The organism is Devosia sp. FKR38, from assembly GCF_005222805.1.
Lineage (GTDB): Bacteria > Pseudomonadota > Alphaproteobacteria > Rhizobiales > Devosiaceae > Devosia.
Genome location: NZ_STGC01000005.1, coordinates 1,752,914 through 1,775,640, shown reverse-complemented (window position 1 = coordinate 1,775,640; position 22,727 = coordinate 1,752,914). Strand labels below are relative to the sequence as shown.

Here is a 22,727-nt window from a genome sequence, read left to right as displayed (position 1 = left end):
CGGTGGCCGTCGCGTCATAGGTGATCGCCGTGCCGGTGCTGGTCACGCTCGACTTGGCTGCGGTGCCGGTCGGGGCGGAGTAGGCAGCGGTGGTCGAGAGGGCCTTGCCGGTGCCGGTCTTGGTCAGATCAACTTCAACCGGGCTACCAACGGCGCCGCCGGAGACGGACAGCTTGCCGAGAGCAGGATCGTTCGGGTTGATCTTGTCGAGGGTCAGGGATTCGGTGTTGAACGACTTGTCCTGACGGGCCTGACGCAGGGTCGACTGCATCGATTCCAGGGTCTTGGTCATGGCCGACAGGCCATTGTCCGCAGCCTTCAGAGTCTGAATGCCGTTGGCCATGCCGTCGAGCAGGGCATTGAGATCGCCAGCGCGGTTGTTCAGGCCCTTGGCGGTGAACCAGTTGCTGGGATTGTCCAGAGCCGAGTTCACCTTGTTGCCGGTGGAGAGACGGTTCTGCGTCTCGGCCATCATGTTGGCAGTGCTCTTGAGCGAGCTGAGGTTGGCACGGACGGCTTTGGAGAGCGAGATGTCAGCCATTTGTAGAGATCCTTTTCTAGGAATACGCAAACTACGAGGCCTCGTCCTGAGGCATCCCGAATGTCATCCGTCAGGCTCTAAGGAAGGGTTAAATGGCGCGGCGAAAAGTGGATCAATTCTTCGGCGGCATTTATAAGTTCAGGCACAAAAAAACCCGGAAATCCGGGGTTTCTGTGAATGGTCGCAGGTTGGGCCAGGCACCAATCATTAACTGTCCAGACGAAGGCTGCCAAATTAATGTGCAGCCAAGCGGGTGCTCCGTCAGGCCAGAAGATCCTTCAGCCGGGCCTGGGACTCCTCGGGAATGGTGCTTGAGCCGATGCGCATGATCAGCTCTTCCATGCTTTGAGGCGTTGGGGGCAGGGCGCCGGAGATGACGGCCGCAGCGAACATGGAGGAGTTGTCCTTGTGCGGTTCTGCGGCGCCCTGCTGCGGAGCACCCTGGCCGGGCTGACTATTGTTGTTGTCGGCGCGCGAAGCGCGTGGCGTTGAGGCCACGCTTTCAGGCAGCATGGTGCGAACGCCCGCTGCACTGCGGTCGCGCAAGTCGCTGAGATGGGATGCGCCGGAATAGGCTGCAAAAGGCACTATTGGTGTGATCATGACGCGGTCCTTCCGTCAACGGAATGCCATATTGCAGCATTGGAACGCGTCTATTGCCTTTCGGTGTGGGCGGATCACATAGTTTTATTCAAATTCTATTGGTTCAGAGCGCCCGGTTTACTGCAATGCCGCGTGCGGAATTGCTGGGATCGCTGGCAACGGTGCCCGAGCGGCCATAGGCCTGGGCGCGGTTCTGCTGGCCGACAATGCGGGCGACGTCGGTCAGCAAGTCTTCCGTCACGTTGCGGGCGGTGGCGAGCACACGCAGGTTTTCCGCCATCTGGGTGGCTAGGCGTTCATGGCCGAGGCGCAGGCGCTCGACGGCCTGGGGCGCCTGTTGGGCCAGCCGGGCGCCCTGGCGCTGCACGGAGCGGGCAAAGCCGACATAGTCCTGCGCCAGCCGGGCCTTCTCCGGCGTCAGCGTGCTGGCCTGGCGCAGATGGCCGGCGCGCAGCAGCGTGGTCTCCTGGTTCATCACGTCGACCAGGGCGGCCAGAGTGGCCTCGGCCATTTCGCACAGCTCCTTGGCCGGCAGGCTGTCGAGGGCGGCGAGGCGGGCTGCTGCGGTCATTTATAGGCTCCGAAAGTCATCTGGATCTTGTTCTGGTTGTTGGCGGCTTCCTGCAGGGCCAGCATGTCGGGCAGCATCTGCTCGGCTATGCCCAGGCCGCCGTTCTCGGCCATGGTATTGGCCAGGGTTTCGGCCTGCATGGAGCGCCAGGTCTCCTCGCCAAAGCCGCCGCCCATCGAGGCGGAGTCTGTCTTGAGGCTGGAGAACATCTGCTTGGTGAGGGTATTGAGAAAGACGCCCTCGAAATCCTCGGCCTGTTTCTGCACCCGGGCGATCTGTGCCGGGGTGAGGCTGGAGCCGGGTTTGGTGTCCTGTGTCGGGTTGAGCTGCATCACAGCACCTCGATTTCGGCCTGGAGGGCGCCAGTGGCCTTGATGGCCTGGAGAATGGCGATCAGATCGCGCGGTGAGATGCCCAGGGCATTGAGGCCATCGACCAGCTGCTGCAGCGTCACGGACTCCTGCACCACGGCGAGGGCGCTTGAGGACAGATTGGCGTTGAGCGCGGTACTGGGCTGCACGGCCGTCTCGCCATTGCTGAGCGGGGCCGGCTGCACCACGGTGGGATTTTCAGCGATGGTCACCGTCAGATTGGACTGGGCGACGGCCACGCTGGAGACCCGCACATCCTTGCCCATGACGATGATGCCGGAGTTTTCGTCGATGACGATCTTGGCCGTCTGGTCGGTTTCGATCATCAGCTGTTCGATGTCGGTCAGCAGATCGACGATATTGCCGTTGAAGCCTGCCGGTAGCGTGAGGCGGACGGTGGCGGGATCTTCCGGCGTTGCCGTGGGGGCGCCGATGAAGTCATTGACCGCCAGGGCAATGCGCCGTGCGGTGGTGAGATCGGGATTGCGCAGGGCCAGGCGTAGCGAGGTCTGCGAGCCCAGGTGGAAGTCGATCTCGCGTTCGATCAGTGCGCCCGAGGAGATGCGGCCGGTGGTGGGGACGCCGGAGATGATGGTGGCGGCGTCGCCTTCGGCCTTGAAGCCATTAATAGAGACGGGGCCCTGGGCGATGGCATAGACTTCGCCATCGGCGCCGAGCAGCGGGGTGACGAGCAGCGTGCCGCCCTGGAGGCTGTCGCTGTCGCCGAGCGCAGCGACCGAAACGTCCATGCGCGAGCCCTGGGTGGCAAAGGGGGGCAGGTTGGCGGTGACCATGACGGCCGCGACATTGGCAGTGCGCACATTCTCGCCGGCGGTATTAACGCCCAGCCGCTCGAGCATGGATTGCAGCGACTGCTTGGTGAAGGGCGAGTTGTTGAGGCTATCGCCCGTGCCGTTGAGGCCGACCACAAGGCCATAGCCGACCAGCTGGTTTTCGCGAACACCTTCGAAGTCGACAATATCCTTGATGCGGGCCGCCGCGGCAAAGGCGTCGCCCACGGGCGCCAGCACCAGGGTGGCTCCCAGGGTCATCGCCAACAGCTGTCGCAACAATGGTCTGATCATGTTCGTCCCCGAATTCAGGCCGCACCATCCCCATGGCGCGACGTTCGGGCACTACATTGCGAAAAGCGTGCCAGTTCGCTCACGGCGCCTTATGAATTTGAATCTAATGGATTATTTCGCTGGTCAGGCCGGCTGAGCAGGTTTGGGTGGTGGGTGGTGAGCAATTCTTGCCGGGCGCATTAAGGCTTCGTTAACGGCTCTCGGCAGATTTTGCCCATAGGTCAAACCTGCGATTTGAGTCCCCCATTGCGCATAGACACGACCAAACGGACGTCGGGTGTCGGCAAGGCCAGTTCCACTGGTCGCGCAGGGTCAGGCGTGGCCTTTATTCCGGCCGGAGCCGAGGAGCCGGCGCGCGTTGCGCATGCGGCACCCGTGGCCGGGGCAACCGGCATTGATGCGATCCTGGCGCTGCAGAGTGTCGATGGTCCCCTCGAACGCAAGAAGCGGGCGGTGCGGCGGGGTCGCTCGCTGCTCGATACGCTCGACGAGATCAAGGCGGACCTGTTGGTCGGGCAGGTCAGTGCCGAGCGTCTCGATCGTCTGGCGGCCATGCTGGACGAAGTGCGCGAACAGGCGACAGAAGAGCTCGATGCCGTGCTCGATGACATCGATCTGCGGGTGCAGGTCGAGCTGGCCAAGTTTGGCAGATTTCCCAAGCGCTAGGCGGGTTTCATCAAACTGTTGCGGAGCCCGGTCTATGGCTGGGGTGCCGGTCCGCACATGCGTTAATCAGGAGTTACATGTGTGCTTGCGGGGGTGCGCTTAGGCGCATATATAACCGGCCGTAGGGGCGCATTGGAGTTGAGTCTGCTGATGTCTTCGGGTGCAGAAGTAATTGAATACCGGCCCAGTGACGACGAGCCGTTCATGAACCCGCGCCAGCGGGACTATTTCCGGGCCAAGCTGAACGCGTGGAAGGAGGATATCCTCCGCGAGAGCCGCGAGACCCTCGACAACCTTCAAGAAGAAAACCAGAACCATCCGGACATGGCCGACCGGGCCAGTTCCGAAAGCGATCGCTCGCTGGAGCTGCGGACCCGCGACCGCCAACGCAAGCTGATCGCCAAGATCGATGCAGCGCTCAAGCGCATCGAGGATGGCAGCTACGGCTATTGCGAAGAAACCGGCGATCCCATCGGTATCGCGCGGCTCGATGCCCGGCCGATCGCCACGCTCAGCCTGGAAGCCCAGGAACTGCATGAGCGCCGCGAGAAGGTCTATCGCGACGAATAGTCTGATTGACGATTTGCCGAACCAAAAAGGCCCGCAGCGATGCGGGCCTACGTTTTTTCTGGACCTGGGTATTGGCGATCAGAAGCCGAAGACGGTGGTGACGCTGGACTGGTTGTTGCCGAACTGGGTGCAGCTGCCATTGGTGTTTTCGCCGAACTGGAACAGGCCGCAATTGTTGTTGTTGCCATGCTGTTCGACCGTGCCCCGGTGGCCATTGCCTTCCTGGACGATCAGGCCGTGATTGCGCGAGCCGGACTGGTTGAAACCGGCAGCGTTGAAATGGCCGTTCTGGGAAACATTGGCGCCGGTGCTGGACAGGCCCTTGAAGATCGAGACCATCTGCAGGCCCATGCCGAGCGCCTGCTGCTGGTCGGGGTCAGCGGGAGAGAAGCTGAACGAGATCTGGCCGCCGGCCATGGCGGGGCTGGTCAGGCTTGCGGCGCCGATGACGAGGGCAGCAAGGGCGGCAGCGGCAGTCTTGGTGAACTTGGTGGTCATGGCGTCTCTCCTGTTGGGTTCTGTGGGGTGCTGAGGTGTTTCAGCCGATGACCAGAGACTAGAGGAGCGGTGCTGAACCGATCTGGAGCGCGGCATTCAGACTCCGTTCAGCCAGAAATTTCTTCGGCAAGGTTCAAGTCAGGCGGCGCCGGAACGGCAAGAAGGCCCCGTTGCGGCGGGGCCTGGTTGCGGGTGCTGTGGTGCGATCAGCGGATGATGGGCAGGGTGTCTGCGCAATAATGGGTCTTGCCATCCAGGGAGATGCTGAAGTCGGTCGTGTAGCGGGCGCCGGCATTGATACTGACGCTTCCGACGGTGGCGATCTTGTTGGCCTCGACGGTGAAATTGCCGCCCTGGCTGAGGTTGGTAGAGCCCCCGTTGCTGCGCGCCTGTACCGCCAGGCTGTAGTTGCCGGTCACGGCCTTGGGGCTCAGCACCTGGGCTTCGAGCGTCATCATGCCGTGGCTGGTATTGGTGATGACGCCGCACTGCAGGCCCTGGGCTGGGCTATTGGCCATGCCGCTGGTGGCGGCGAAGGCCGTGATGCCGATGCCGAGCAGCACGGGCAGGACAAGGGCGCTGGTGCGTATCAAAGGAATGGTCATCGTGGCCTCCTGAAACTGGGTGAGTGGTCTGACCGGCCGGGATTGAACCCGGCCCGGCCTGATGGGGACTGGCCAAAAGATCAGGGGCAGGCCTGAACGAAGGCAGTGATATTGCCCGAGCCGCCCTGGACGACATTGGCATTGCAGCCATTGCCCACCTGCACGCCGGCAGCGATGTTGCCATTGCCATCCTGAGTGATGATGGTGGTGTGGTTGTTGCCGAACTGGCCGACGCCGGCGGCATTGTTCCAGCCCTGCTGCCAGGTGTCGGCATAGTTGGCATTGCCCTGCTGGCCGATGGCGCCGACATTGTTGCCGCCCGACTGATGGCCCTTGGCGGTGTTCCAGTTGCCAGTCTGATGCACACCCAGCTTGTGGCCCCAGCCGGACTGGTTGCCGCCGGCGGCATTGCCGAAACCGAACTGGTGCACGAAGACGTCGTTGGCCATGGTCGGGGCGGCCGACAGTGCGATGATGGCGGCAATGGCGGTGGTGATGATGGTGCGCTTCATTTTGTCTCTCCTGTTGCGGGCGGCGCTCCCTCCGAGCGCTTGCTGCCGATGACATGAGAGATAGACCCCGCTGCCGGAACGGCGACTGAACCCAGAGTTCAGACTCCGTTCATCCGCTCGCCGGCCGCTCTGGGCCCAGTTCGATGCGCCGGGTGATGCCGATGGCGGCGAGAAAATCGGCGTCGTGGCTGACCACCAGCAGGGCGCCGTCGTAGCCGCGCAGGCCGGCCTCGACCTGCTCGATGGCGTGGATATCGAGGTGGTTGGTGGGCTCGTCCAGAATGAGCAGCTGCGGCGGGTGTTCGCCGCCAATGGTGCAGGCGAGGCCGGCGCGCAGCATTTCCCCGCCGCTCAGCGTGCCAACAATTTGCAACGCCGCATCGGCGCGGAACATGAAGCGGGCGAGGGCGGAGCGGCCGGTGGTCGCGCCGGCATCCGGATTGAGGCGGCGGAAATTGTCGTGAATGCTCTGGGTGGGATCGAGCAGGCTGACGGTCTGGTCGAGCATGGCATAAGGCACAAGGATGCGGGGCGTGCCGGCCATGGCAGGCAGAGCGCCGGTCAGCAGGCGCAGCAGCGTCGTCTTGCCCGAGCCATTGGGGCCGGTGATGGCGACGCGTTCGGGGCCCGTGATCAGCAGGGATAGATCGCGGATCACCGGCGCAGCGGGATCGGGGCCACCGATGAGGCTGTCGGCCTGGAGCACAGTGCGGCCGGCGGGCAGGCCTGTCGGGGTGAGGGCGACCGAGAGGGGCGTGAGGATTTCGACCTGGGCGCGGGCTTCGGCGGCGGCATTAGCGGCCTGGCGCAGACGGGTGGCGGTGCGGGCGGCTTCGCCACTGGTGTTTTCGGCATTTTCCTTGAGGCCGCCGAGCATGATCTTGGGCGTGCCGCCCTTGGCGCCCTTGCGCTTGCCGGCACCGTCCTTGCGGGCCTTTTTTTCGGTGACCGCCTGGATCTTGCGGTCGATCTCGGCGACGCGGCGTTCGCTGCTCGCCAGGGTCTGTTCGGCGGCGGCCAGTTCGAGCGCTTTCTGCTCGGCATAATGATCCCAATTGCCGCCATAGGTCTTGGCGCCCAGGGTGGTGAGCTCGACGATGGCATCCATTTCGCGCAGCAACGCGCGATCATGGCTCACGACGATGGCGGCGCCGCGCCAGTGATGCAGCAGGTCGACCACCGCCTGACGCCCTTCGGCGTCGAGATTGTTGGTCGGTTCATCGAGCAGGATGACGTCGGGCGCCGCCAGGATCAGCCGGGCGAGGCCAAGGCGGGTGCGCTGGCCGCCGCTGAGGGTTCCCAGCGGTCGATCCAGCGCCAGGGCCGGGAGGCCCACGGATTTGAGCGCGGACTCGATGCGGCCGGGCAGGGACCAGTCGGCGCTGCCGGCGTCATCGATACTGCCCAGGCCCTGATCGAGCCGGTCAAGGCGGGCCAGGTCATCGGCAATGCCGAGCTGGTCGGCGAGCGTTGTGTCGGACGAGACCTGCACGGATTGTTCCAGCATGCCAAGCGTTCCGGCCATGCTCACCGATCCGGCGGCAGGGGGGATAAGTCCGGCAATGACGCGCAGGAGGGTGGATTTGCCCGTGCCATTGCGCCCGATCAGCCCGGTGCGGCCGGGGCCGAAGGTCAGGTCGAGATCGGTGAAGAGCGGGTGGTTATCGGGCGTCGAACAGGTGAGCTGATGCAGTGTGACGGAGGCAGGCATGGACGGATTCCAGATGAGCGGTGCGGGTGAGGCAGGCGTTCATCTTGATTTCCATTGAGTACCGTCCGGTCTGTGCTGCGTATGCCCCGAAAATAGGCAAGGCGGCCGGGATGTCAAGTTAGGGGCCGGTAGCCACCCCCTCCCGCTGCGCAAGAGGGGGCGGCAGGGCCCGGATTACGCCAGATAGCGCTTCTTGAGATGGGCCTTGAAAAAGTCCGTGTTGAGCGGTTCGCCCGTGGCGCGGGTGATGAGGTCCGGGGTGGACCAGCGCGAGCCCTGGCTCCAGATATTGTCGGCGCGCCACTGGTTGACGCCGGTGAAATCGCCCTTGGCGATGTCGCTGCGCAGGCTGGGCTGGGCCTTCTCGAGCGTTGCCCATTGCTGGGCGGCGATCATGGCGCCCAGGGTGTAGCTGGGGAAATAGCCGAAGGCGCCGCCGGGCCAATGCACGTCCTGCATCGGGCCGTCCTTGGGATCGTTGATGGTGGAGATCCCCAGATATTCGGTCATCTTGGCGTCCCAGGCCTGGGGGATCTGGCTGGCCTCGAGCGTGCCGGCGACCAGATCCTGCTCCAGCTCGTAGCGCAGGATGACATGGAGCGGATAGGTGACCTCATCGGCATCGACGCGGATATAGCCGCGCTCGACGAAGTTCACCTCGTTGAGCACGTCGGCGACATCCCAGCCGGGGATGGCGTCGGCGCCCAGGTGCTGATGCACCAGGGGCAGGGCGAAGTGCCAGAACTCGGGGCTGCGGGCGAGCTGCATTTCGACGAACAGGCTCTGGCTCTCGTGAATGCCCATGCCGCGGGCCTTGCCGAGCGACCAATGCGACCAGTCCTTGGGCAGGCCCTGCTCATAGAGCGCGTGGCCGGTTTCGTGCAGCACGCCCATGAGGGAGGAGAGGAATTCGTCGGTGCGATAGCGCGTGGTCATGCGCACGTCGGTCGGCACGCCGCCGCAGAAGGGGTGATGCGAGACGGCGAGCGAGCCATGGGTGAAGTCAAAGCCGACGGCGCGCATGGCGGCGAGGCCGAGTTCGCGCTGCTTTTCAATCGGATAGGGGCCATTGAGGCTCTTGCGCGGGCGCTTGGCCAGCCGGGCCTCCTGCGCGGCCAGCGCCTCGGGCACGAAGCCCTTGAGGAAGCGCTTGAGGTCGGCAAAGACCGGATCGAGATCAGCGGTGCGGTTGCCGGGATCATATTGATCCATCAGCGCGTCATAGGGGGCGAGGCCCGTGGCGGCGGCGCGGAGCTGGGCTTCTTCGCGCACCAGGGCGACGACGCCTTCGAGGGCGGGCAGGAAGCTGTCCCAATCGCCCTTGGCGCGCAGTTCGCGCCAGAGCTGTTCGGAGCGCATGGTGGCCGCCGTCTTGCGCTCGACGAATTCGGTGGGCAGGCACGTGGCGCTGACATATTGCCGCTCGAATTCGGCCAGGGCCAGGCGCTGGTCCTCGGTTTCCGGCTTGGCCGCGGCGATCCAGTCGGCGATCTGCGGTGCGGTGGCCTGGGCGTGATACATGCCGGCCAGGTTGGACATGGCCTCGGCGCGCTTCTCGCCACCGCCAACGGCCATATGGGTGGCCTCGTCGGCGCCCAGGATGGACAGGGCATGTTCGAGCGCTTCGAGCTTGCGACCGAGATCGTCGAGTTTTTGGAAAGACACTGGCAGACTCCGCAAAGTGATGGCCCGAGATGTTCCACAGGCGGCGCCATGGGGCAAGCATGCGGATGCGCCGCCTGGGACGCGGTTCTCAGCAGATGGACGGACCCCGGGGCGGATTTCGCCTCTGGAGGGTTTGAATATGAGACGACAACCGCCCCGGGGTGCCGGTTTTTGGAGCCGAACGAGCGGCAGAGGTCGCTCGCCCCTACACTGGCAACTCGCCCGCAAACCTGTGCGGGAGGCAAAACCCACACCCGGCCCACCCCACCACTGTTCGCCTGCAGGCCGTCCACGCGGGGTGATGGGAGCCCGAATGTCTGGTCTCCGCCTCTACACAGCTCTGCCAGGGGCTCCGCTGGAGCGGGGATTGCCGCCCACAAAAAAGGGAGAGGCGCAGCCGGGGGGACTGCGCCTCGGGGGAGAGGTCGGATCTGTTCTGGAGCCGACCCGGGCCGATCTTCTGAGCGGCCGGGGAGCCACCGGGCACCATTGGGGGAATGTGCCCGGCGGAACGGGGAAGCCTAGAAGGGCAGGATGGCGTCGAGCACCTGCTGGCCGTAGCGCGGCTGCTGCACATCGGTGATCTGGCCGCGGCCACCGTAGGCAATGCGGGCCTCGGCGATCTTGGACGAGGGGATAGTGTTGTTGGCCTGGATATCGGAGGGGCGGACAATGCCGGCCACGACCAGGTCGCGCACTTCAAAGTTCACGCGCACTTCCTGATGGCCCTCGATGACCAGATTGCCATTGGGCAGCACCTGGGTGACGACGGCGGCCACCGAGGTCTGCAGGCTCTCCGAGCGGTTGACCGAACCCTTGCCGGTATTGGCCAGGCCCGACTTGAAGTCGACAGCCTCGCTGGCGTTGATGGCGCCGGCCGAGGCCGTGGTGACGGCGGCGCCCAGGATGCCGCCCATGCCGGCCGTATTGGTGGAGTTGCGGCTCGACTGCGTGTTGTTGGCGATCTTGGCGCTGTCGTTGACGGTGACGACCACGGTCAGGATATCGCCGATGCGATGGGCGCGCTCATCCTTGAAGAAGCCCTTGGCCGAGGTGCGGTAGAGCGAATTGGGCTGGTAGGTGTCGGCGATGGCCGCCGGCATGGGCATGTTGACGGGCTGGTAGCCGGCCGTGGTGGTGGGGTCGACAATCGGGCTTAGCGCGGGGGCTGAACCGACAGTGGCGAGGCGATCCATGGTGTTGCAACCAGCCAGGGTGGCGGTGAGCATCAGGAGGGTGGCAATCTTGGTGATATTCATAATCTTGGTTCCTGAAAGCTGTCAGAGGCCGGCGAGCGTGAGCGAATCCGGGGTCACTTCGACAGCACCGGGGGCAATGGCGGTGGCGCTGATGACCCGCCGGGACATGAGGTTGAGCACCTGGACCGGGGCGCCGATGGTGCCGCCGGTGACGGCCTGTCCCTTGACGGTGAGGGTCATGGGGCCGCTGCGGAAGTAGATGGTGACCAGATCATTCTTGGCCACGGTGTAGGGGATGGTGACATCGCTGGGCTTGAGCATCATGCCCTCGCGGCTCTGGCGGGTCAGCGCCTTGCCGATGATGTCGGAGAGCTGCGGCACGCCAGTGCTTTCGGCGTAGCGCAGGGGCACGGGGCGCAGCACCACGTCGGTGGCGGTGAGCACGGTGCCGGCGGGGAAATTGCCGGTGAGGTGGGGGGCATCGATCATCAGCTCGATGGTGCCCGAGACGTCGATGGGCAGATCCTGGCCGGCGATGGCGATGCGGGCGGAGAAGGCGCCGCTGCCGGGCAGGTAACGCAGGCTGGTGACGGCGGCGGGCTGTTCGACAGCCTCGGCATTGATGGGCCGGATGGGCGTGGTGAACATGGTGTTGGCACTCATGCCGGCGGTTATGATGCCGCGCTGCACCAGATCGGCATTGACCAGGCTGGCCAGCGCCGTCTCGTCGATGACGGTGGCGGCGCGGCGCACGCTGATGGCGTCCAGGCCCCGGGCGTCGAAATCGCTCAGGCCAATGCGGTTGGCCGCAGCGCGGATGTCCGACAGGCTCACCGTGCCGGCGGTACCGGGCTTGGGGGCGCGGAACAGGGCGTCCTCGGCGGCCAGGCCGGCATCATCGAACATGTCGCCAACGGTGACGACGGCGGCGTTGACGACGATGTCGCCCTTGAGCGCGGGCGCAGCGAAGGCCGTGGCGGTGAGGAAGAGGCCGGCGAGGGTGGCGATGGTGGACCGCAGGATCATTTAGGCTCTCCCTTAACGCAGCTGGCTGGTGGACTGCATCATCTGGTCGGCGCCGGAGATGACACGGGCGTTCATCTCGTAGGCGCGCTGCGCGGCAATCAGATCCGCGATTTCAGTGACCGAGTTGACGTTGGACATTTCCAGATAGCCCTGCAGCAGATTGCCGGTGCCATCGGTGTTGGGCACGCCGACCTGGGCGGGACCGCTGGCCGGGGTATCGATGAACATGTTGTCGCCCAGCGATTCCAGGCCCGCCTTGTTGACGAAGCGGGCGAGCTGGAGCTGGCCGATCTGGGTGGGCTGGGAGTCGGTGCCGATATTGGCCGAGACAATGCCGTCCTGCGAGATCGAGACCGAGTTGGCATCGCCGGGAATGGAGATGCCGGGGTTGATGGTGTAGCCGTTGGAATTGACCAGCATGCCGTCGGCCGAGCGCTGGAACGAACCGTCGCGGGTATAGGCGGTGCGGCCGTCGGGCAGCTGCACCATGAAGAAGCCTTCGCCGCGCACGGCGACGTCGAGCTCGCCATCGGTCATGTTGACGCTGCCCTGGCTCATCACGCGCGGGGTGGCCACGGTGCGCACGCCCGAGCCGATTTCCAGGCCTGCCGGAATATTGGTGCCCTGGGCCGAGCTCTGGGCGCCGGCGCGGGTGATCTGCTGATAGAGCAGGTCCTCGAACTCGGCGCGCTGGCGCTTGTAGCCCGTGGTGCGCATGTTGGCGATGTTGTTGGAAATGACTTCGACGTTGCGTTCCTGGGCGCTCATGCCGGTCGATGCGATGTAGAGAGCTTTCATGGCAGATCCTCAGGTCAGGCGTTGGCGTCGCCCAGACGCTGGATGGCCGATCGACGCAGATCGTCCTGGCGTTGGGTCATGGAGGCCATGGATTCATAGGCGCGGGTGACGCGGATCAGCTCGGTCACTTCCGAGACGCCGGACACGTTGGACTTCTCGATGAAGCCCTGCATGGCGCGGGTCTTGGTGGCGGTGACCGGGGTGCCGCCGGCGTAGAGATTGTTGCCCTCGCGGGTGAGGGCCTGCGGATTGGCGAATTCGACCATGCGCAGCCGGCCCTTGGCGCCAGCGCTGGAGCTGACCGAACCATCGGCGCCGATCAGGATGCCGGTTTCGCTGGGGCCGAAGGTGATCGGACCGCCCTGGCCCAGCACGGGATTGCCGTTGAGGTCGACCAGGGTGCCCGAGGCATTGAGCTGAAAGGCGCCGGACTTGGTGTAGCGCTCGCCAGCGGGGGTCTGAACGGCAAAGAAGCCGTCGCCATTGAGGGCGACGTCGAGCTCGCTGCCGGTCTGCACCACGGCGCCGCCGGTCATGTCGTGAATGGTGGCCCAATCCTGCACATAGGACAGGGGCTGGTCGGGGGTCTTGAAGTCGTTATCCCGGGCGACCGGCATGACATATTCTTCAAACAGGATGTTCTCAGCCTTGAAGCCCGTCGTGTTGATGTTGGCCATGTTATTGGCCACCACATCCATCTGGCGCTGCAGCGCGATCTGCCGGCTCAGGCTAATCAGTTGCGCATTTTCGATCATTGCTGATCCCCGGTGTTAACGTCCCCGAGACCGCCAGCTTCCCCAAGCGGTGGCCTCGCCGTTTACATTGCAGAAACCATGCCATGTCGAAAAATTGAATAAAATCAGACGGATAAACGTATGTGTGGGTGAATGTTGCCGGACCAGACTGTGCAGGGTCGGCAAAACTTACCCGGCAAATTGTGCCGCCTGACGGTGTTTTGTAACCAATCGTTAACCATCAGGCGCTTAGCTGGGTGAAGAGCCGGAATCGCCCGGAAACCTTGGGTTTGGCAGGTAGGCAATGGCCGCTCCAGCAGCAGCAACAGAAGCAGATGGCGAACACGGCGCGGAAGCCAAAAAGGGCATTCCGAAGCTGTTCATCATTATTGGCGCGGCAGCCATCGTGGTGCTGCTGGCCGGCGCAGGCCTGTTCTTCTTCATGTCGTCGGGCGCCAAGCCGGCCGATGCCGAACATGCCGCAGCAGCCGATGGTGAGCATGCCGCGACTGGCGAGCATGGCGGCACAGTGGAAGCCGCCCATACCTTTATCTTCAACCTGCCGCCGATGGTGATCAACCTCAACAATGAGGTCGATGGGCCGGCGTTCATGAAGCTGACCGTGGCGCTCGAAGTGGCCAATGAAGAGATGATGCTCGAGATCCAGCCGCGGCTGGTCAAGGTCATCGACGCCTTCCAGGTCTATCTGCGCGAGCTGCGCAAATCCGACCTCGAAGGTTCGGCCGGCATTTATCGCCTCAAGGAAGAACTGCTGCGGCGCGTGAACGTGGCGATCTATCCCTCGCAGGTGGAGTCGCTGCTGTTCAAGGAACTGCTGGTACAGTAATGGCGCAACCCACAGACCAGGACAAGCTGAGCGAAGACTGGGGGCTGGACGATTCCATCGTCCCGCTCGACACGGACGCGGAGCAGACCGAGGAAGAAAAGGCCGCTGAAGCCACCGCCGAGTGGGCGGCGATGCTGGAAGGCACCAGTGATGGTGCCGAGGGCGGCCCCGACCGCGTGCTGAACCAGGACGAGATCGACAGCCTGCTCGGCTTTGACGCCAGTGTGGGCAGCAATGTCGAGCTGACGGGTGTGCAGGCGCTGATCAATTCGGCGCTGGTGAGCTATGAACGCCTGCCGATGCTGGAAATCGTGTTCGACCGCCTGGTGCGGCTGACCACGACGAGCCTGCGCAATTTCACCAGCGACAATGTGGAAGTGACGCTGGACTCCATTTCGTCGGTGCGGTTCGGCGACTATGTCAATTCCATCCCGCTGCCGGCGATCCTGTCGGTGATCAAGGCGGAGGAATGGGAGAATTACGGCCTGCTGACGGTCGACTCCAGCCTGATCTATTCGATGATCGACGTGCTGCTGGGCGGGCGCCGCATCGGCGGCAATATCCGCGTCGAAGGCCGGCCCTATACCACGATCGAACTGGCGCTGGCGAGGCGGATGATCGAGGTGATCCTGGACGATACGCATCGGGCGTTCGAGCCGGTGACGCAGGTCAATTTCAAGCTCGAGCGCATGGAAACCAATCCGCGCTTTGCCGCCATTTCGCGGCCGGGCAATGCGGCCATCCTGATCGAATTGCGCATCGAGATGGATGATCGCGGCGGCAAGGTGGAGATCCTGCTGCCCTACGCCACGATCGAGCCGATCCGCGAACAGCTGCTGCAGATGTTCATGGGTGAAAAGTTCGGCCGTGACCCGATCTGGGAAGGCCATCTGGCGACCGAAATCTATGCCGCCGACGTGTCGGTGGAGGCCGTGCTGCATGAGCAGGACCTGCCGCTGTCGCGCATGCTGTCCATGAAGGCCGGTGACACGGTGATGTTCGAGCGTTCGCCCAGCGACCCGGTGCGGTTGCGCTGCGGCGGGGTCGAGCTGACCGAGGCCATCATGGGCCATATCGGCAACCACGTATCGGTGCGCATCACGCGCCACCTAAACCCGCCCAAGGTAACTATGGAAGCCTTCGAGGCCATTGATGAAGCAGCGGAAGGACGATGATGTTCGGTTTACCCCTGGGTCTTTTCGTGGAAAGTGCGGTCTCGGTGCTCCTGGCGCTGACGATCGGCTATTGCGTGGTGCTCAACCAGCGCCTGAAACGCCTGCATGCCGACAAGGATGAGCTGCGCCAGATGGTGGCAGACCTGGTGGGGGCCACCAATCTGGCCAATCAGGCCATCCGTGAGCTCAAGCAGACGGCGGTGGAAGCCGATCTGGCGCTCAATTCGCGGCTGGAAGAGGCCGAGCGCTTCGGCATCGAGCTGGCCAATCATGTGACTGCCGGCACCGTGCTGATGGAGCGCATTGCCAAGATCACCAGCGTGGCGCGCCACAGCCAGGCCATTGAGCCGGTGGAGCAGCCCAATAAAGTGCAGTCGGCGCTTGAGCAGCTGCAGACCCGGGTGCGTACCAGAGGGGCTGCTGCGTGAACAATATCCGCCTCCTGCCTGTCGTCGTTCTGGCGATTGCTGCGCTGCTGGTGTTCAAGACCATCGGTCTTGTCACCAATGGCGGCTATGTGCTGAGCGGCGTGCAGCAGGCGGTGGCGTCGGGCGCAGCGCCGGCCGGGGGCGGGGAGGGTGCCGCAGCCGAAGGTGGCGATTCCACCATGACCTTGCCGACCGAGCCGACCATCGAAGACACTACGCCGACCGTGGACGATCCGTCCCCGACGCTGAAGCCCGCAGCGGCCGAAGGCGGCGGGCATGGCGCCCCGACCGCAGCGGATCATTCGACCGAGCCGGCGGCGGCTGAAGGCGAAGCGCATGCTGCCCCTGCGGCTGGCGATGCAGGCATGGCGGCTGCAGCCACCGATGCGCTGCATGCGGCCAATTCCAATGGCGTCTATTGCGTGGAGTCCGACGCGACCATCAATGCCGATGGCACGGTGGTTCTGACCGGTGCCAGTGCTGAAGGCGAAGCCGGCGGCCATGGCGCAGCGCCGGCGGCCGAGGGCGAGGCGGCTGCTGCACCGGCGGAAGGCGAGGCTGCGGCTGCCGCCGAAGGCGAGCACGCGACCGAAGCCGCTGCGGGCGATCACGCGGCCGAGCCGGCTGCTGCGGGCAGCTTTGCCGCCTCGATGGCCGATTGTCTGCCCTCGGGCGATGCCGTGCCGGTGCAGATCGATGGCAAGGGTGGTACCATTCCGCTGGTGAGCATGGATGGTGCCTCCGCCACCGAAAAGGCGCTGCTGGAGCGGCTGGCGGCGCGCCGGCTTGAACTGGAGAAATATGAGGAAGACCTGGCCCTGCGCTCGCAGATCGTTGACGCTGCCGAAAAGCGCATCGAAGAGCGTAGCGCGACGCTGCAGGCGCTCGAGACGCAGATCTCCACGCTTGTGGACCAGCGCAAGGAGATGGAGTCGGGGCAATTTGCCGGCATCGTGGCCATGTATGAGACCATGAAGCCCAAGGACGCGGCCAATATCTTCAACAATCTGGACATGGAAGTGCTGCTGCGCGTGGCCAAGGCGATGAGCCCGCGCAAGATGGCGCCGATCCTGGCGGTAATGAGCACTGAGCGGGCGCAGGAGTTGACCGTCAAGATGGCCGACCTGGCCGATACACCAGTCGACCAGATGACGCCGGCCGACATGGCCGCCCTGCCGCAGATCGTTGGCCAATAAGGCCTTAGCGGTCGGAGTAAGGCGACGTTAAGCCAAATTCGCTTAGGGTGCACAGCAGTAGTGTTGTGTAACAAGTGCGTACCGCGGCCAGAACTGGCCCGTTGCTGCGCACTATGCGTCGGGCGGGCAGAAGCCGGTGAGGACTGCGAGACAAGCAGGCTGGGTCGGGGTGAGAAAGACCCTGGCGCTTTGGGCCGCGCTCCTGAGCCTGTGCCTGGCTGCCTGCGCGCTGGTGACGCCGGCCTATGCCGTGGAGCAGGGCCAGTTTGTTGCCACCCAGGAAAGCGGCTATGGCCGCATCATCCTGAGCTTTCCCGAGCGCGACAGCCTGCCCCCCTATGACATCAAGCTGGAAAACGGCGTGCTGTCGCTGGTGTTCCAGGATCAGATCTCGGTGCTGCTGCCCGATGTCGGCTCGACCATGCCGGACTATCTGTCGGCAGCGCGTGTGGATCCCGATGGCCGCGGGCTGCGCCTGGCGCTGCGCTCGGCCTTTACCTTCAACCGCATCGATGCGGGTGAGAAGCTCTATATCGACCTGCTGCCGCCGAGCTGGCAGGGCGAGCCGCCGGCCCTGCCGCAGGCCGTGATCGACGAGCTGGCCGAGCGGGCCCGCCTGGCAGCGATCCGCGCCGAGCAGGAGCGCAAGGCGGCCGGCGTGGCCGAGCTCAATCCCAAGGCCGACGTGCGCATCGGCCGCAATCCGACGTTCCTGCGCGTGCAGTTCGACTGGAACGTGCCCACCACCGCGGACTATGTGCAGCAGGATGACATGGGCATTATCGCCTTTGAGTGGCCCGTGGGCATCGACCTGCGCGACCTGGCGGTCGACCTGCCGCCCGAGCTGCTGAAGGTGGAGACCTCGGTGAACCCCGATGCGGCGCTGGTGACGCTCAAGCTGGCCAAGGGCATCAAGCCGCGGTTCTATGAGACGTCGCCGCGGCAATATGTGCTCGATGTCGACATCAAGGGCGAGGGCCTGCCCAGCTTTGACGCGGCGAGCCTGGCCGATGGGGTGGCCAAGACCGAAGAGGTCAGCCAGGGCAGCGAACCGCTGGTCGACATGCTGCGCCCCCAGCCGGCGAGCAAGACCATCACCCCCTTCATCAATGTGCTGGGCTCCACGGTGCGGGTGGTGTTTCCCTTCGAGCAGGATACGCCCGCGGCCGTGTTCCGTCGCGGCGACACGGTGTGGATGATGTTCGACACCGTCTCGGGCATTACCCCGCCCAAGCAGTCCAGCGAGCTCGACGCGGTGGCCAGCGAATTTGGCGTGGTCGCCTCAGGCGATACGCAGGTGGTGCGCGTGGAGCTGTCGCAGGACCGGCTGGCGACGCTGGGGTCGGAAGGCATGGCCTGGGTGCTGTCGTTGGGCGATATCATGCTGACCCCCACCGAGCCGATCAACCTGACCCGCCGGCGCGATATCGAGGGCAATCTCGAAATGGTGGCCAATGTGGCCCGGCCCGGGCGGGTGCATGATTTCCGCGACCCCAATGTGGGCGACATGCTCACCGTGGTGACCGCCTATCCGCCGGCGCGCGGGGTGATGCGCTCGCTGGATTATGTGGAATTCTCGGCGTTGCGCAGCGTGCATGGCCTGGTGATCCAGCCCAAGACCCCCGAGCTGACCGTGGCGCTGGAGGACGATCAGGCGCTGGTCACCATGCAGGGCGGCTTGACGGTTTCGGACTCCGACGGGCCGCGGCCGGCCAATGGCAATGGCGAGACCATGCGCGGCAGCTTCATCGACCTTGCCGCGCTCGAACAGCCCGACTTCGGCATCTTCGAGACCAAGAAAGAGGGCATGGAGGCTGAGGCCGCCGCCGCCGAGGGCAAGGCGCGCGACAAGGCGCGGCTGGACCTGGCGCAGTATTTTGTCGCCAATCACTTCGCGCAGGAGGCCATCGGGGTGCTCAAGGTGCTCGACACCGAGCTCAAGTCGCCCGACCTGACGCGGCAGGTGCGCATGACGCAGGCCATTGCCAGCACCATGGCGGCTCGCCCGAGCGATGCGCTCAAGATCCTCAACACCACGGCCATGGGGACCGAGATCGATGCGCTCGTGTGGCGCACGATTGCGCGGGCCGACGCCTATGACTTCAAGGGCGCCAAGGCCGATGCGCTGCAGGCGCAGTCGGTGATCGACAGCTATCCGGTTTGGGTGCGCAACAAGTTCAGCTTCGCGGCCATCCGGGCGGCGCTGGAGACCGACGACGCCAATATGGCCGAGAAACTGCTCGACCGGATCGACTTCGCCACGCTCAGCCTGGAGGACACCAGCTTCTATCATCTGTTCTCGGGCTGGGTGGACGAGCTCAACAAGCGCACCAGCGAGGCCATCGACACCTATGGGCAGGTGATCGCGTCCGATATCAGGCCGTCACGGGCCGAGGCCATCTACCGCACGCTGCGGCTCTTGGACGAAGAGGGCAAGCTCAACCTGGGCAAGGCGGCGGAGACGCTGTCGGCTGAATCGCTGCTGTGGCGCGGCAATCCGCTGGAAGCGGACATGCAGAAGCTGCTGGCGGAGCTCTATTTCCGCAATGGTGACTATCGGCCGGGCTTTGAGACCGTCAAGCAGGCGGTGGCCAATTACCCGGAGAGCCCGCCGATCAATGCGCTGCGCGACGAGGCCCAGGCCATGTTCAGCGAATTGTTCCTCAATGGCGTGGCGGATTCGCTGGGGCCGGTGGATGCGCTGGGGCTGTATTATGACTTCCGCCAGCTGACGCCGCCGGGGGCGCGCGGCGACGAAATGATCCGCAATCTGGCGCGCCGCCTGGTGCGGGTGGACCTGCTATCGCAGGCGGCGGAGCTTTTGAAATACCAGCTTGAGAACCGATTGCGCGGCGTGGCCAAGACGCAGATCGCGGCGGACCTGGCGGTGATCTATCTGGCGGACCGCAAGCCGCAGGAAGCGCTGCGCGTGCTTAATGCCACGCGGCTGCCCGATATTCCGGAATCCCTGGCGCGGCAGCGCAAGATCCTGGAGGCACGCGCGCTGATCGATGGCGGTCGCGATGCGCTGGCGCTGGACATGATCAAGGACATGGACGGGCGCGATGCGGACCTGTTGCGCATCGATGCGCATTGGAAGGCGCGGCGCTATACCGAGGCTGGCGAGATGATCGAGGCCATGCTGTCCGACCCCACTACGCCCCAGCCGCTCAGCCAGCCGTCGCGCATGCAGGTGATCCGGGCGGCGGTGGGCTATGTGCTGGCCAATGATACCATGAGCCTGGCGCGGCTGCGCGCCAAGTTTGGCGATGCCATGGTGACGGCGCCGGAATGGCCGATGTTCGACCTGGTGACGGGCAATATTGCGGTGACCAGCACCGAGTTCAAGACGGTGGCGGCGCAGGTATCGGGTATCGACGGGATCAGCGCCTTCCTGTCGTCCTATCGCGATACCTATGGTCCTGATGGCGCGCTGGCGCCGATGTCCGCCTCGGACGCCGCCGCCATCTAGCTGCTGACGAAACTGCGAACCAGTGAGCCGGCGACGAGATACCAGCCGTCGACCAGCACGAAGAAGATCAGCTTGAACGGCAGCGAGATCACCACCGGGGGCAGCATCATCATGCCCATGCTCATCAGCACCGAGGCCACGACCATGTCGATGACCACAAAGGGCAGAAAGAGCAGAAAGCCGATCTCGAAGGCCCTGCGCAGCTCGGAGATCATGAAGGCCGGTATGAGCAATTGCAGCGGAATGGCCTCGGGTTCGACGGGCGGCTCGGCGCCAGTGAGATCGTAGAACAGGCCCAGATCCTGCTCGCGCACATTGGCGCGCATGAACTCATGGAACGGGGCGCTGCCCAGCTCGAAGGCCTCGGTCATCTCGATATCGCCGGCCAGCAGCGGGGCAATGCCGGCATCATAGCTGGCCTGCAGGGTGGGCTGCATGACGAAGATGGTGAGAAACAGCGCCAGGGAGACCATCACCGAATTGGGCGGCGCGGTCTGTAGGCCAATGGCGGTACGCAGCAGGGAGAGCACCACCACGATGCGGGTGAAGCTGGTGACCATCACCAGGATGGAGGGCGCCAGCGACAGCAGCGTGATCAGACCGATGATCTGGACAGCGCGCTGGGTCAGCGTGGTGTCGTCGCCGAAATCGATCGAGACATCCTGGCCAAAGGCCAGGCTTGGGGTCAGGGCGAGGGCCAGCAGGGCCGCCAGCCCCAGCCAGGGCAGATAGCGGCGCGGACGCCGCGGGGGGGCGTCAGCTTCGATGGGCGTCCGTGTGGCCTGGGACAAGGTCTGTGCCTTCGATCTCGCGCTGTGCGCCGTCCTCTTTAGCTGAGTCGAGGGGCTGGCGAGCCGTGCCGGCGTCGTTTTCAGGGGAAACCGGCAATTCCATCTCGCTGACCGGACGGAGCAGGCCGGTGTGGCGCAGCGAGACATGGGCGCGCTGATTGGTGGGCAGGCCCTGCTTTTGCAGTTCGGCCAGCACGGTGCCGGGGGCGGCGGTGACCAGCGGCGGAGCCGCCACGACCGGGGTCGGCGCGGGGGCGGGCGCGGGCTGGGGAGCCACCGGCTTGGTGCCGGCGACCGGCTTGCGGCCGGGGACAGTGGGGATGGGGCGGCGGGTCGGCTGGGCAGCCGGCTGCTCGGCCAGGGCAATGCCGGTCTCGATCACGATATCGTGCGGGCCGCCGATCAGAATGAGATGTTCGACATCATCGCGGCGGATGATCAGCAGCTGGCGCTTGGGGTCGATGCTCATGGAGTCCACAATGGCCAGGCGCCGGTTGCGGCCGCGGCCGACCTTGCCCGAGGCATTGAACAGCAGCTTGAGCAGCCAGACGCCCAGCACGATGAGCACCAGAACGATGCCGAGGGCGAAGGCGGCCGAAATCCACGTATTGCCGGAACCGCTGATCAGGCCGGTGATGAACTGCATGTCTGCTCCAATTACGCTACTGGCCCGGAATCGGGCGGCACATTCTGCCTAGTAAGTCCCGCAATTGTGCAGAATGCGAGACCGATACCCACCTAGCGCCGCGCGGTTAACACTTGATTAACCATAGACCGGCAAGAATTGCCCATCGATACCCAGACTCGCGGGGCTTGGCCGATGGGCCTTCTGAACATGCCGGTGTTTACGGCGCTCGCAGACAAAATGCGCTGGCACCAGACTCGTCAAGGTCTGCTGGCGGAAAATGTCGCCAATGCCGAGACGCCGGGCTATCGCGGTCGCGACCTCAAGCAGTTCAACTTCGAAGAGGTGAACGGCGCGTTCTCCTCGGCGAGCGTCACCACCACGGCCACCCAGCCGATGCATTTCTCGGTGGGCGGGGAGGGCAGTTCGGCCTTCAATGCCCAGCGCATGGCCAATTTCGAGGTCACCCCGGAAGGCAATGGCGTGTCGCTCGAAGACGAGATGATGAAGGTGACCACCAATATGATGGACTATCAGGCGGCGACGAGCCTGTACCAGAAGTCCATCAAGATCCTCCGCACAGCGATGGGCAAGTCAGGCTAGGAGCCTAAACGGCAATGGACTTCAATTCTTCGCTTCGTATCGCTGCCACGGGCCTGCACGCGCAGACCGCGCGCATGCGCGTCATCGCCGAAAACCTGGCCAATGCCGATTCCGCCGGCAAGGCGCCGGGCGACGAGCCCTATCGCCGCCGCATCCCGACCTTTGAAACCAGCTTTGACGCCGAGGTCGGTGGCAAGGTGGTCGAGGTGGGCAAGCTGGCCTATGACATGAGCGCCTTCACCAGCCGCTATGAGCCGGGCCATCCGGCCGCCGATGCCAAGGGCTATGTGCAATATCCCAACGTCAACTCGCTGATCGAGACGATGGATATGCGCGAAGCCCAGCGCACTTATGAAGCCAATCTCAATGTCGTCACCGTCACGCGGCAGATGCTCGGGCGCACGCTCGACATTCTGCGCGGCTGATCGGGTCAGG

Annotated in this window: 24 protein-coding genes and 1 pseudogene; 9 read left to right on the top strand and 16 right to left on the bottom strand. The window is 64.5% G+C overall.

The features are described 5' to 3' along the window. The 5 genes and pseudogenes from E8M79_RS18480 to E8M79_RS13590 all read right to left on the bottom strand — a co-directional run. A pseudogene (locus E8M79_RS18480) lies at positions 1-541 on the bottom strand (flagellin); the annotation flags it as partial. A gap of 261 nt (positions 542-802) precedes the next feature. Further along, positions 803-1,144 (bottom strand): hypothetical protein, encoded by a 342-nt coding sequence (locus E8M79_RS13605; RefSeq protein WP_137152421.1) that lies wholly within the window; start codon positions 1,142-1,144, stop codon positions 803-805. A 103-nt stretch (positions 1,145-1,247) separates the two neighbouring features. Then, the gene (locus E8M79_RS13600; RefSeq protein WP_137152420.1) at positions 1,248-1,715 is read right to left on the bottom strand and encodes a hypothetical protein; all 468 of its coding nucleotides are present in this window, start codon (positions 1,713-1,715) and stop codon (positions 1,248-1,250) included. Then, positions 1,712-2,047: a rod-binding protein gene (locus tag E8M79_RS13595; RefSeq protein ID WP_137152419.1), complete on the bottom strand. Its 336-nt coding sequence runs from the start codon at positions 2,045-2,047 to the stop codon at positions 1,712-1,714. The genes E8M79_RS13600 and E8M79_RS13595 overlap by 4 nt, the downstream gene beginning before the upstream one ends. Further along, complete coding sequence (locus E8M79_RS13590) at positions 2,047-3,138, bottom strand: flagellar basal body P-ring protein FlgI (RefSeq protein ID WP_137153374.1); 1,092 nt, start codon at positions 3,136-3,138, stop codon at positions 2,047-2,049. Before E8M79_RS13590 ends, E8M79_RS13595 begins: the two co-directional genes overlap by 1 nt. Positions 3,139-3,381: 243 nt before the next feature. On the opposite strand from E8M79_RS13590, the gene E8M79_RS13585 reads away from it, so the two are divergent. Together E8M79_RS13585 and dksA are read left to right on the top strand one after the other, a co-directional pair. After that, positions 3,382-3,837: a flagellar assembly protein FliX gene (locus E8M79_RS13585; RefSeq protein ID WP_349236043.1), complete on the top strand. Its 456-nt coding sequence runs from the start codon at positions 3,382-3,384 to the stop codon at positions 3,835-3,837. A gap of 150 nt (positions 3,838-3,987) precedes the next feature. Further along, positions 3,988-4,407, top strand: a complete 420-nt coding sequence (gene dksA, locus E8M79_RS13580; RefSeq protein ID WP_137152417.1) for an RNA polymerase-binding protein DksA — start codon at positions 3,988-3,990, stop codon at positions 4,405-4,407. Between the two features lie 78 nt (positions 4,408-4,485). Here the strand turns inward: dksA and E8M79_RS13575 are convergent, their stop codons facing one another. The 9 genes from E8M79_RS13575 to flgF form a co-directional block, all read right to left on the bottom strand. Beyond that, complete coding sequence (locus tag E8M79_RS13575; RefSeq protein WP_137152416.1) at positions 4,486-4,905, bottom strand: curlin; 420 nt, start codon at positions 4,903-4,905, stop codon at positions 4,486-4,488. A 206-nt stretch (positions 4,906-5,111) separates the two neighbouring features. Beyond that, positions 5,112-5,510, bottom strand: coding sequence for a curli-like amyloid fiber formation chaperone CsgH (gene csgH, locus E8M79_RS13570; protein WP_137152415.1), 399 nt, complete (start codon positions 5,508-5,510; stop codon positions 5,112-5,114). Between the two features lie 80 nt (positions 5,511-5,590). Beyond that, positions 5,591-6,022 carry a curlin gene (locus E8M79_RS13565; RefSeq protein WP_137152414.1) on the bottom strand — a complete coding sequence of 144 codons (432 nt, stop codon included), beginning with the start codon at positions 6,020-6,022 and terminating at the stop codon, positions 5,591-5,593. A gap of 109 nt (positions 6,023-6,131) precedes the next feature. Further along, a complete protein-coding gene (locus tag E8M79_RS13560) occupies positions 6,132-7,733 on the bottom strand; it encodes an ABC-F family ATP-binding cassette domain-containing protein (RefSeq protein WP_137152413.1) in 1,602 nt (533 codons plus the stop codon). A 174-nt stretch (positions 7,734-7,907) separates the two neighbouring features. After that, positions 7,908-9,398, bottom strand: coding sequence for a carboxypeptidase M32 (locus E8M79_RS13555; RefSeq protein WP_137152412.1), 1,491 nt, complete (start codon positions 9,396-9,398; stop codon positions 7,908-7,910). Positions 9,399-9,919: 521 nt separating this feature from the next. Next, positions 9,920-10,657 (bottom strand): flagellar basal body L-ring protein FlgH, encoded by a 738-nt coding sequence (gene flgH, locus E8M79_RS13550; protein ID WP_137152411.1) that lies wholly within the window; start codon positions 10,655-10,657, stop codon positions 9,920-9,922. Positions 10,658-10,678: 21 nt separating this feature from the next. Next, positions 10,679-11,623 carry a flagellar basal body P-ring formation chaperone FlgA gene (gene flgA / locus E8M79_RS13545; RefSeq protein ID WP_137152410.1) on the bottom strand — a complete coding sequence of 315 codons (945 nt, stop codon included), beginning with the start codon at positions 11,621-11,623 and terminating at the stop codon, positions 10,679-10,681. A 12-nt stretch (positions 11,624-11,635) separates the two neighbouring features. Further along, on the bottom strand, positions 11,636-12,421 hold the full coding sequence (gene flgG, locus E8M79_RS13540) for a flagellar basal-body rod protein FlgG (RefSeq protein ID WP_137152409.1): 786 nt from the start codon (positions 12,419-12,421) through the stop codon (positions 11,636-11,638). 14 nt (positions 12,422-12,435) lie between these two features. Continuing rightward, positions 12,436-13,173, bottom strand: coding sequence for a flagellar basal-body rod protein FlgF (flgF, locus tag E8M79_RS13535; RefSeq protein ID WP_137153373.1), 738 nt, complete (start codon positions 13,171-13,173; stop codon positions 12,436-12,438). A 286-nt stretch (positions 13,174-13,459) separates the two neighbouring features. On the opposite strand from flgF, the gene E8M79_RS13530 reads away from it, so the two are divergent. The 5 genes from E8M79_RS13530 (at position 13,460) to E8M79_RS13510 (ending at position 20,273) form a co-directional block, all read left to right on the top strand. After that, entirely contained in the window at positions 13,460-14,002 is a 543-nt protein-coding gene (locus E8M79_RS13530) for a flagellar basal body-associated FliL family protein (protein ID WP_137152408.1), read from the top strand. Then, complete coding sequence (fliM, locus tag E8M79_RS13525; protein WP_137152407.1) at positions 14,002-15,177, top strand: flagellar motor switch protein FliM; 1,176 nt, start codon at positions 14,002-14,004, stop codon at positions 15,175-15,177. Before E8M79_RS13530 ends, fliM begins: the two co-directional genes overlap by 1 nt. Next, a complete protein-coding gene (locus E8M79_RS13520) occupies positions 15,177-15,605 on the top strand; it encodes a DUF6468 domain-containing protein (protein WP_137152406.1) in 429 nt (142 codons plus the stop codon). Before fliM ends, E8M79_RS13520 begins: the two co-directional genes overlap by 1 nt. Next, positions 15,602-16,801: a MotE family protein gene (locus E8M79_RS13515; RefSeq protein WP_137152405.1), complete on the top strand. Its 1,200-nt coding sequence runs from the start codon at positions 15,602-15,604 to the stop codon at positions 16,799-16,801. Before E8M79_RS13520 ends, E8M79_RS13515 begins: the two co-directional genes overlap by 4 nt. Positions 16,802-16,970: 169 nt before the next feature. Then, a complete protein-coding gene (locus tag E8M79_RS13510) occupies positions 16,971-20,273 on the top strand; it encodes a tetratricopeptide repeat protein (RefSeq protein ID WP_137152404.1) in 3,303 nt (1,100 codons plus the stop codon). On the opposite strand, the gene fliP is transcribed toward E8M79_RS13510, so the two are convergent. Together fliP and E8M79_RS18605 are read right to left on the bottom strand one after the other, a co-directional pair. Next, positions 20,270-20,992, bottom strand: a complete 723-nt coding sequence (gene fliP / locus E8M79_RS13505; RefSeq protein ID WP_349236047.1) for a flagellar type III secretion system pore protein FliP — start codon at positions 20,990-20,992, stop codon at positions 20,270-20,272. The genes E8M79_RS13510 and fliP overlap by 4 nt on opposite strands. 37 nt (positions 20,993-21,029) lie before the next feature. Next, positions 21,030-21,710 carry a flagellar biosynthetic protein FliO gene (locus tag E8M79_RS18605; protein WP_137152402.1) on the bottom strand — a complete coding sequence of 227 codons (681 nt, stop codon included), beginning with the start codon at positions 21,708-21,710 and terminating at the stop codon, positions 21,030-21,032. A 174-nt stretch (positions 21,711-21,884) separates the two neighbouring features. On the opposite strand from E8M79_RS18605, the gene flgB reads away from it, so the two are divergent. Next, entirely contained in the window at positions 21,885-22,292 is a 408-nt protein-coding gene (flgB, locus tag E8M79_RS13495; protein ID WP_137152401.1) for a flagellar basal body rod protein FlgB, read from the top strand. A 14-nt stretch (positions 22,293-22,306) separates the two neighbouring features. Continuing rightward, positions 22,307-22,717 (top strand): flagellar basal body rod protein FlgC, encoded by a 411-nt coding sequence (flgC, locus tag E8M79_RS13490; protein WP_137152400.1) that lies wholly within the window; start codon positions 22,307-22,309, stop codon positions 22,715-22,717. Positions 22,718-22,727: the final 10 nt, after the last annotated feature.

Excerpts from the sequence above, each read along its gene's own strand:
- E8M79_RS13605 (WP_137152421.1), bottom strand. The coding sequence starts at position 1,144 with ATGATCACACCAATAGTGCCTTTTGCAGCCTATTCCGGCGCATCCCAT.
- E8M79_RS18605 (WP_137152402.1), bottom strand. The coding sequence starts at position 21,710 with ATGCAGTTCATCACCGGCCTGATCAGCGGTTCCGGCAATACGTGGATT.
- E8M79_RS13590 (WP_137153374.1), bottom strand. The coding sequence starts at position 3,138 with ATGACCCTGGGAGCCACCCTGGTGCTGGCGCCCGTGGGCGACGCCTTT.
- E8M79_RS13520 (WP_137152406.1), top strand. The coding sequence starts at position 15,177 with ATGTTCGGTTTACCCCTGGGTCTTTTCGTGGAAAGTGCGGTCTCGGTG.
- flgA (WP_137152410.1), bottom strand. The coding sequence starts at position 11,623 with ATGATCCTGCGGTCCACCATCGCCACCCTCGCCGGCCTCTTCCTCACC.
- flgB (WP_137152401.1), top strand. The coding sequence starts at position 21,885 with ATGGGCCTTCTGAACATGCCGGTGTTTACGGCGCTCGCAGACAAAATG.
- csgH (WP_137152415.1), bottom strand. The coding sequence starts at position 5,510 with ATGACCATTCCTTTGATACGCACCAGCGCCCTTGTCCTGCCCGTGCTG.
- E8M79_RS13560 (WP_137152413.1), bottom strand. The coding sequence starts at position 7,733 with ATGCCTGCCTCCGTCACACTGCATCAGCTCACCTGTTCGACGCCCGAT.
- dksA (WP_137152417.1), top strand. The coding sequence starts at position 3,988 with ATGTCTTCGGGTGCAGAAGTAATTGAATACCGGCCCAGTGACGACGAG.
- flgC (WP_137152400.1), top strand. The coding sequence starts at position 22,307 with ATGGACTTCAATTCTTCGCTTCGTATCGCTGCCACGGGCCTGCACGCG.
- E8M79_RS13595 (WP_137152419.1), bottom strand. The coding sequence starts at position 2,047 with ATGCAGCTCAACCCGACACAGGACACCAAACCCGGCTCCAGCCTCACC.
- E8M79_RS13575 (WP_137152416.1), bottom strand. The coding sequence starts at position 4,905 with ATGACCACCAAGTTCACCAAGACTGCCGCTGCCGCCCTTGCTGCCCTC.
- fliM (WP_137152407.1), top strand. The coding sequence starts at position 14,002 with ATGGCGCAACCCACAGACCAGGACAAGCTGAGCGAAGACTGGGGGCTG.
- flgG (WP_137152409.1), bottom strand. The coding sequence starts at position 12,421 with ATGAAAGCTCTCTACATCGCATCGACCGGCATGAGCGCCCAGGAACGC.
- E8M79_RS13530 (WP_137152408.1), top strand. The coding sequence starts at position 13,460 with ATGGCCGCTCCAGCAGCAGCAACAGAAGCAGATGGCGAACACGGCGCG.
- E8M79_RS13600 (WP_137152420.1), bottom strand. The coding sequence starts at position 1,715 with ATGACCGCAGCAGCCCGCCTCGCCGCCCTCGACAGCCTGCCGGCCAAG.
- flgH (WP_137152411.1), bottom strand. The coding sequence starts at position 10,657 with ATGAATATCACCAAGATTGCCACCCTCCTGATGCTCACCGCCACCCTG.
- E8M79_RS13565 (WP_137152414.1), bottom strand. The coding sequence starts at position 6,022 with ATGAAGCGCACCATCATCACCACCGCCATTGCCGCCATCATCGCACTG.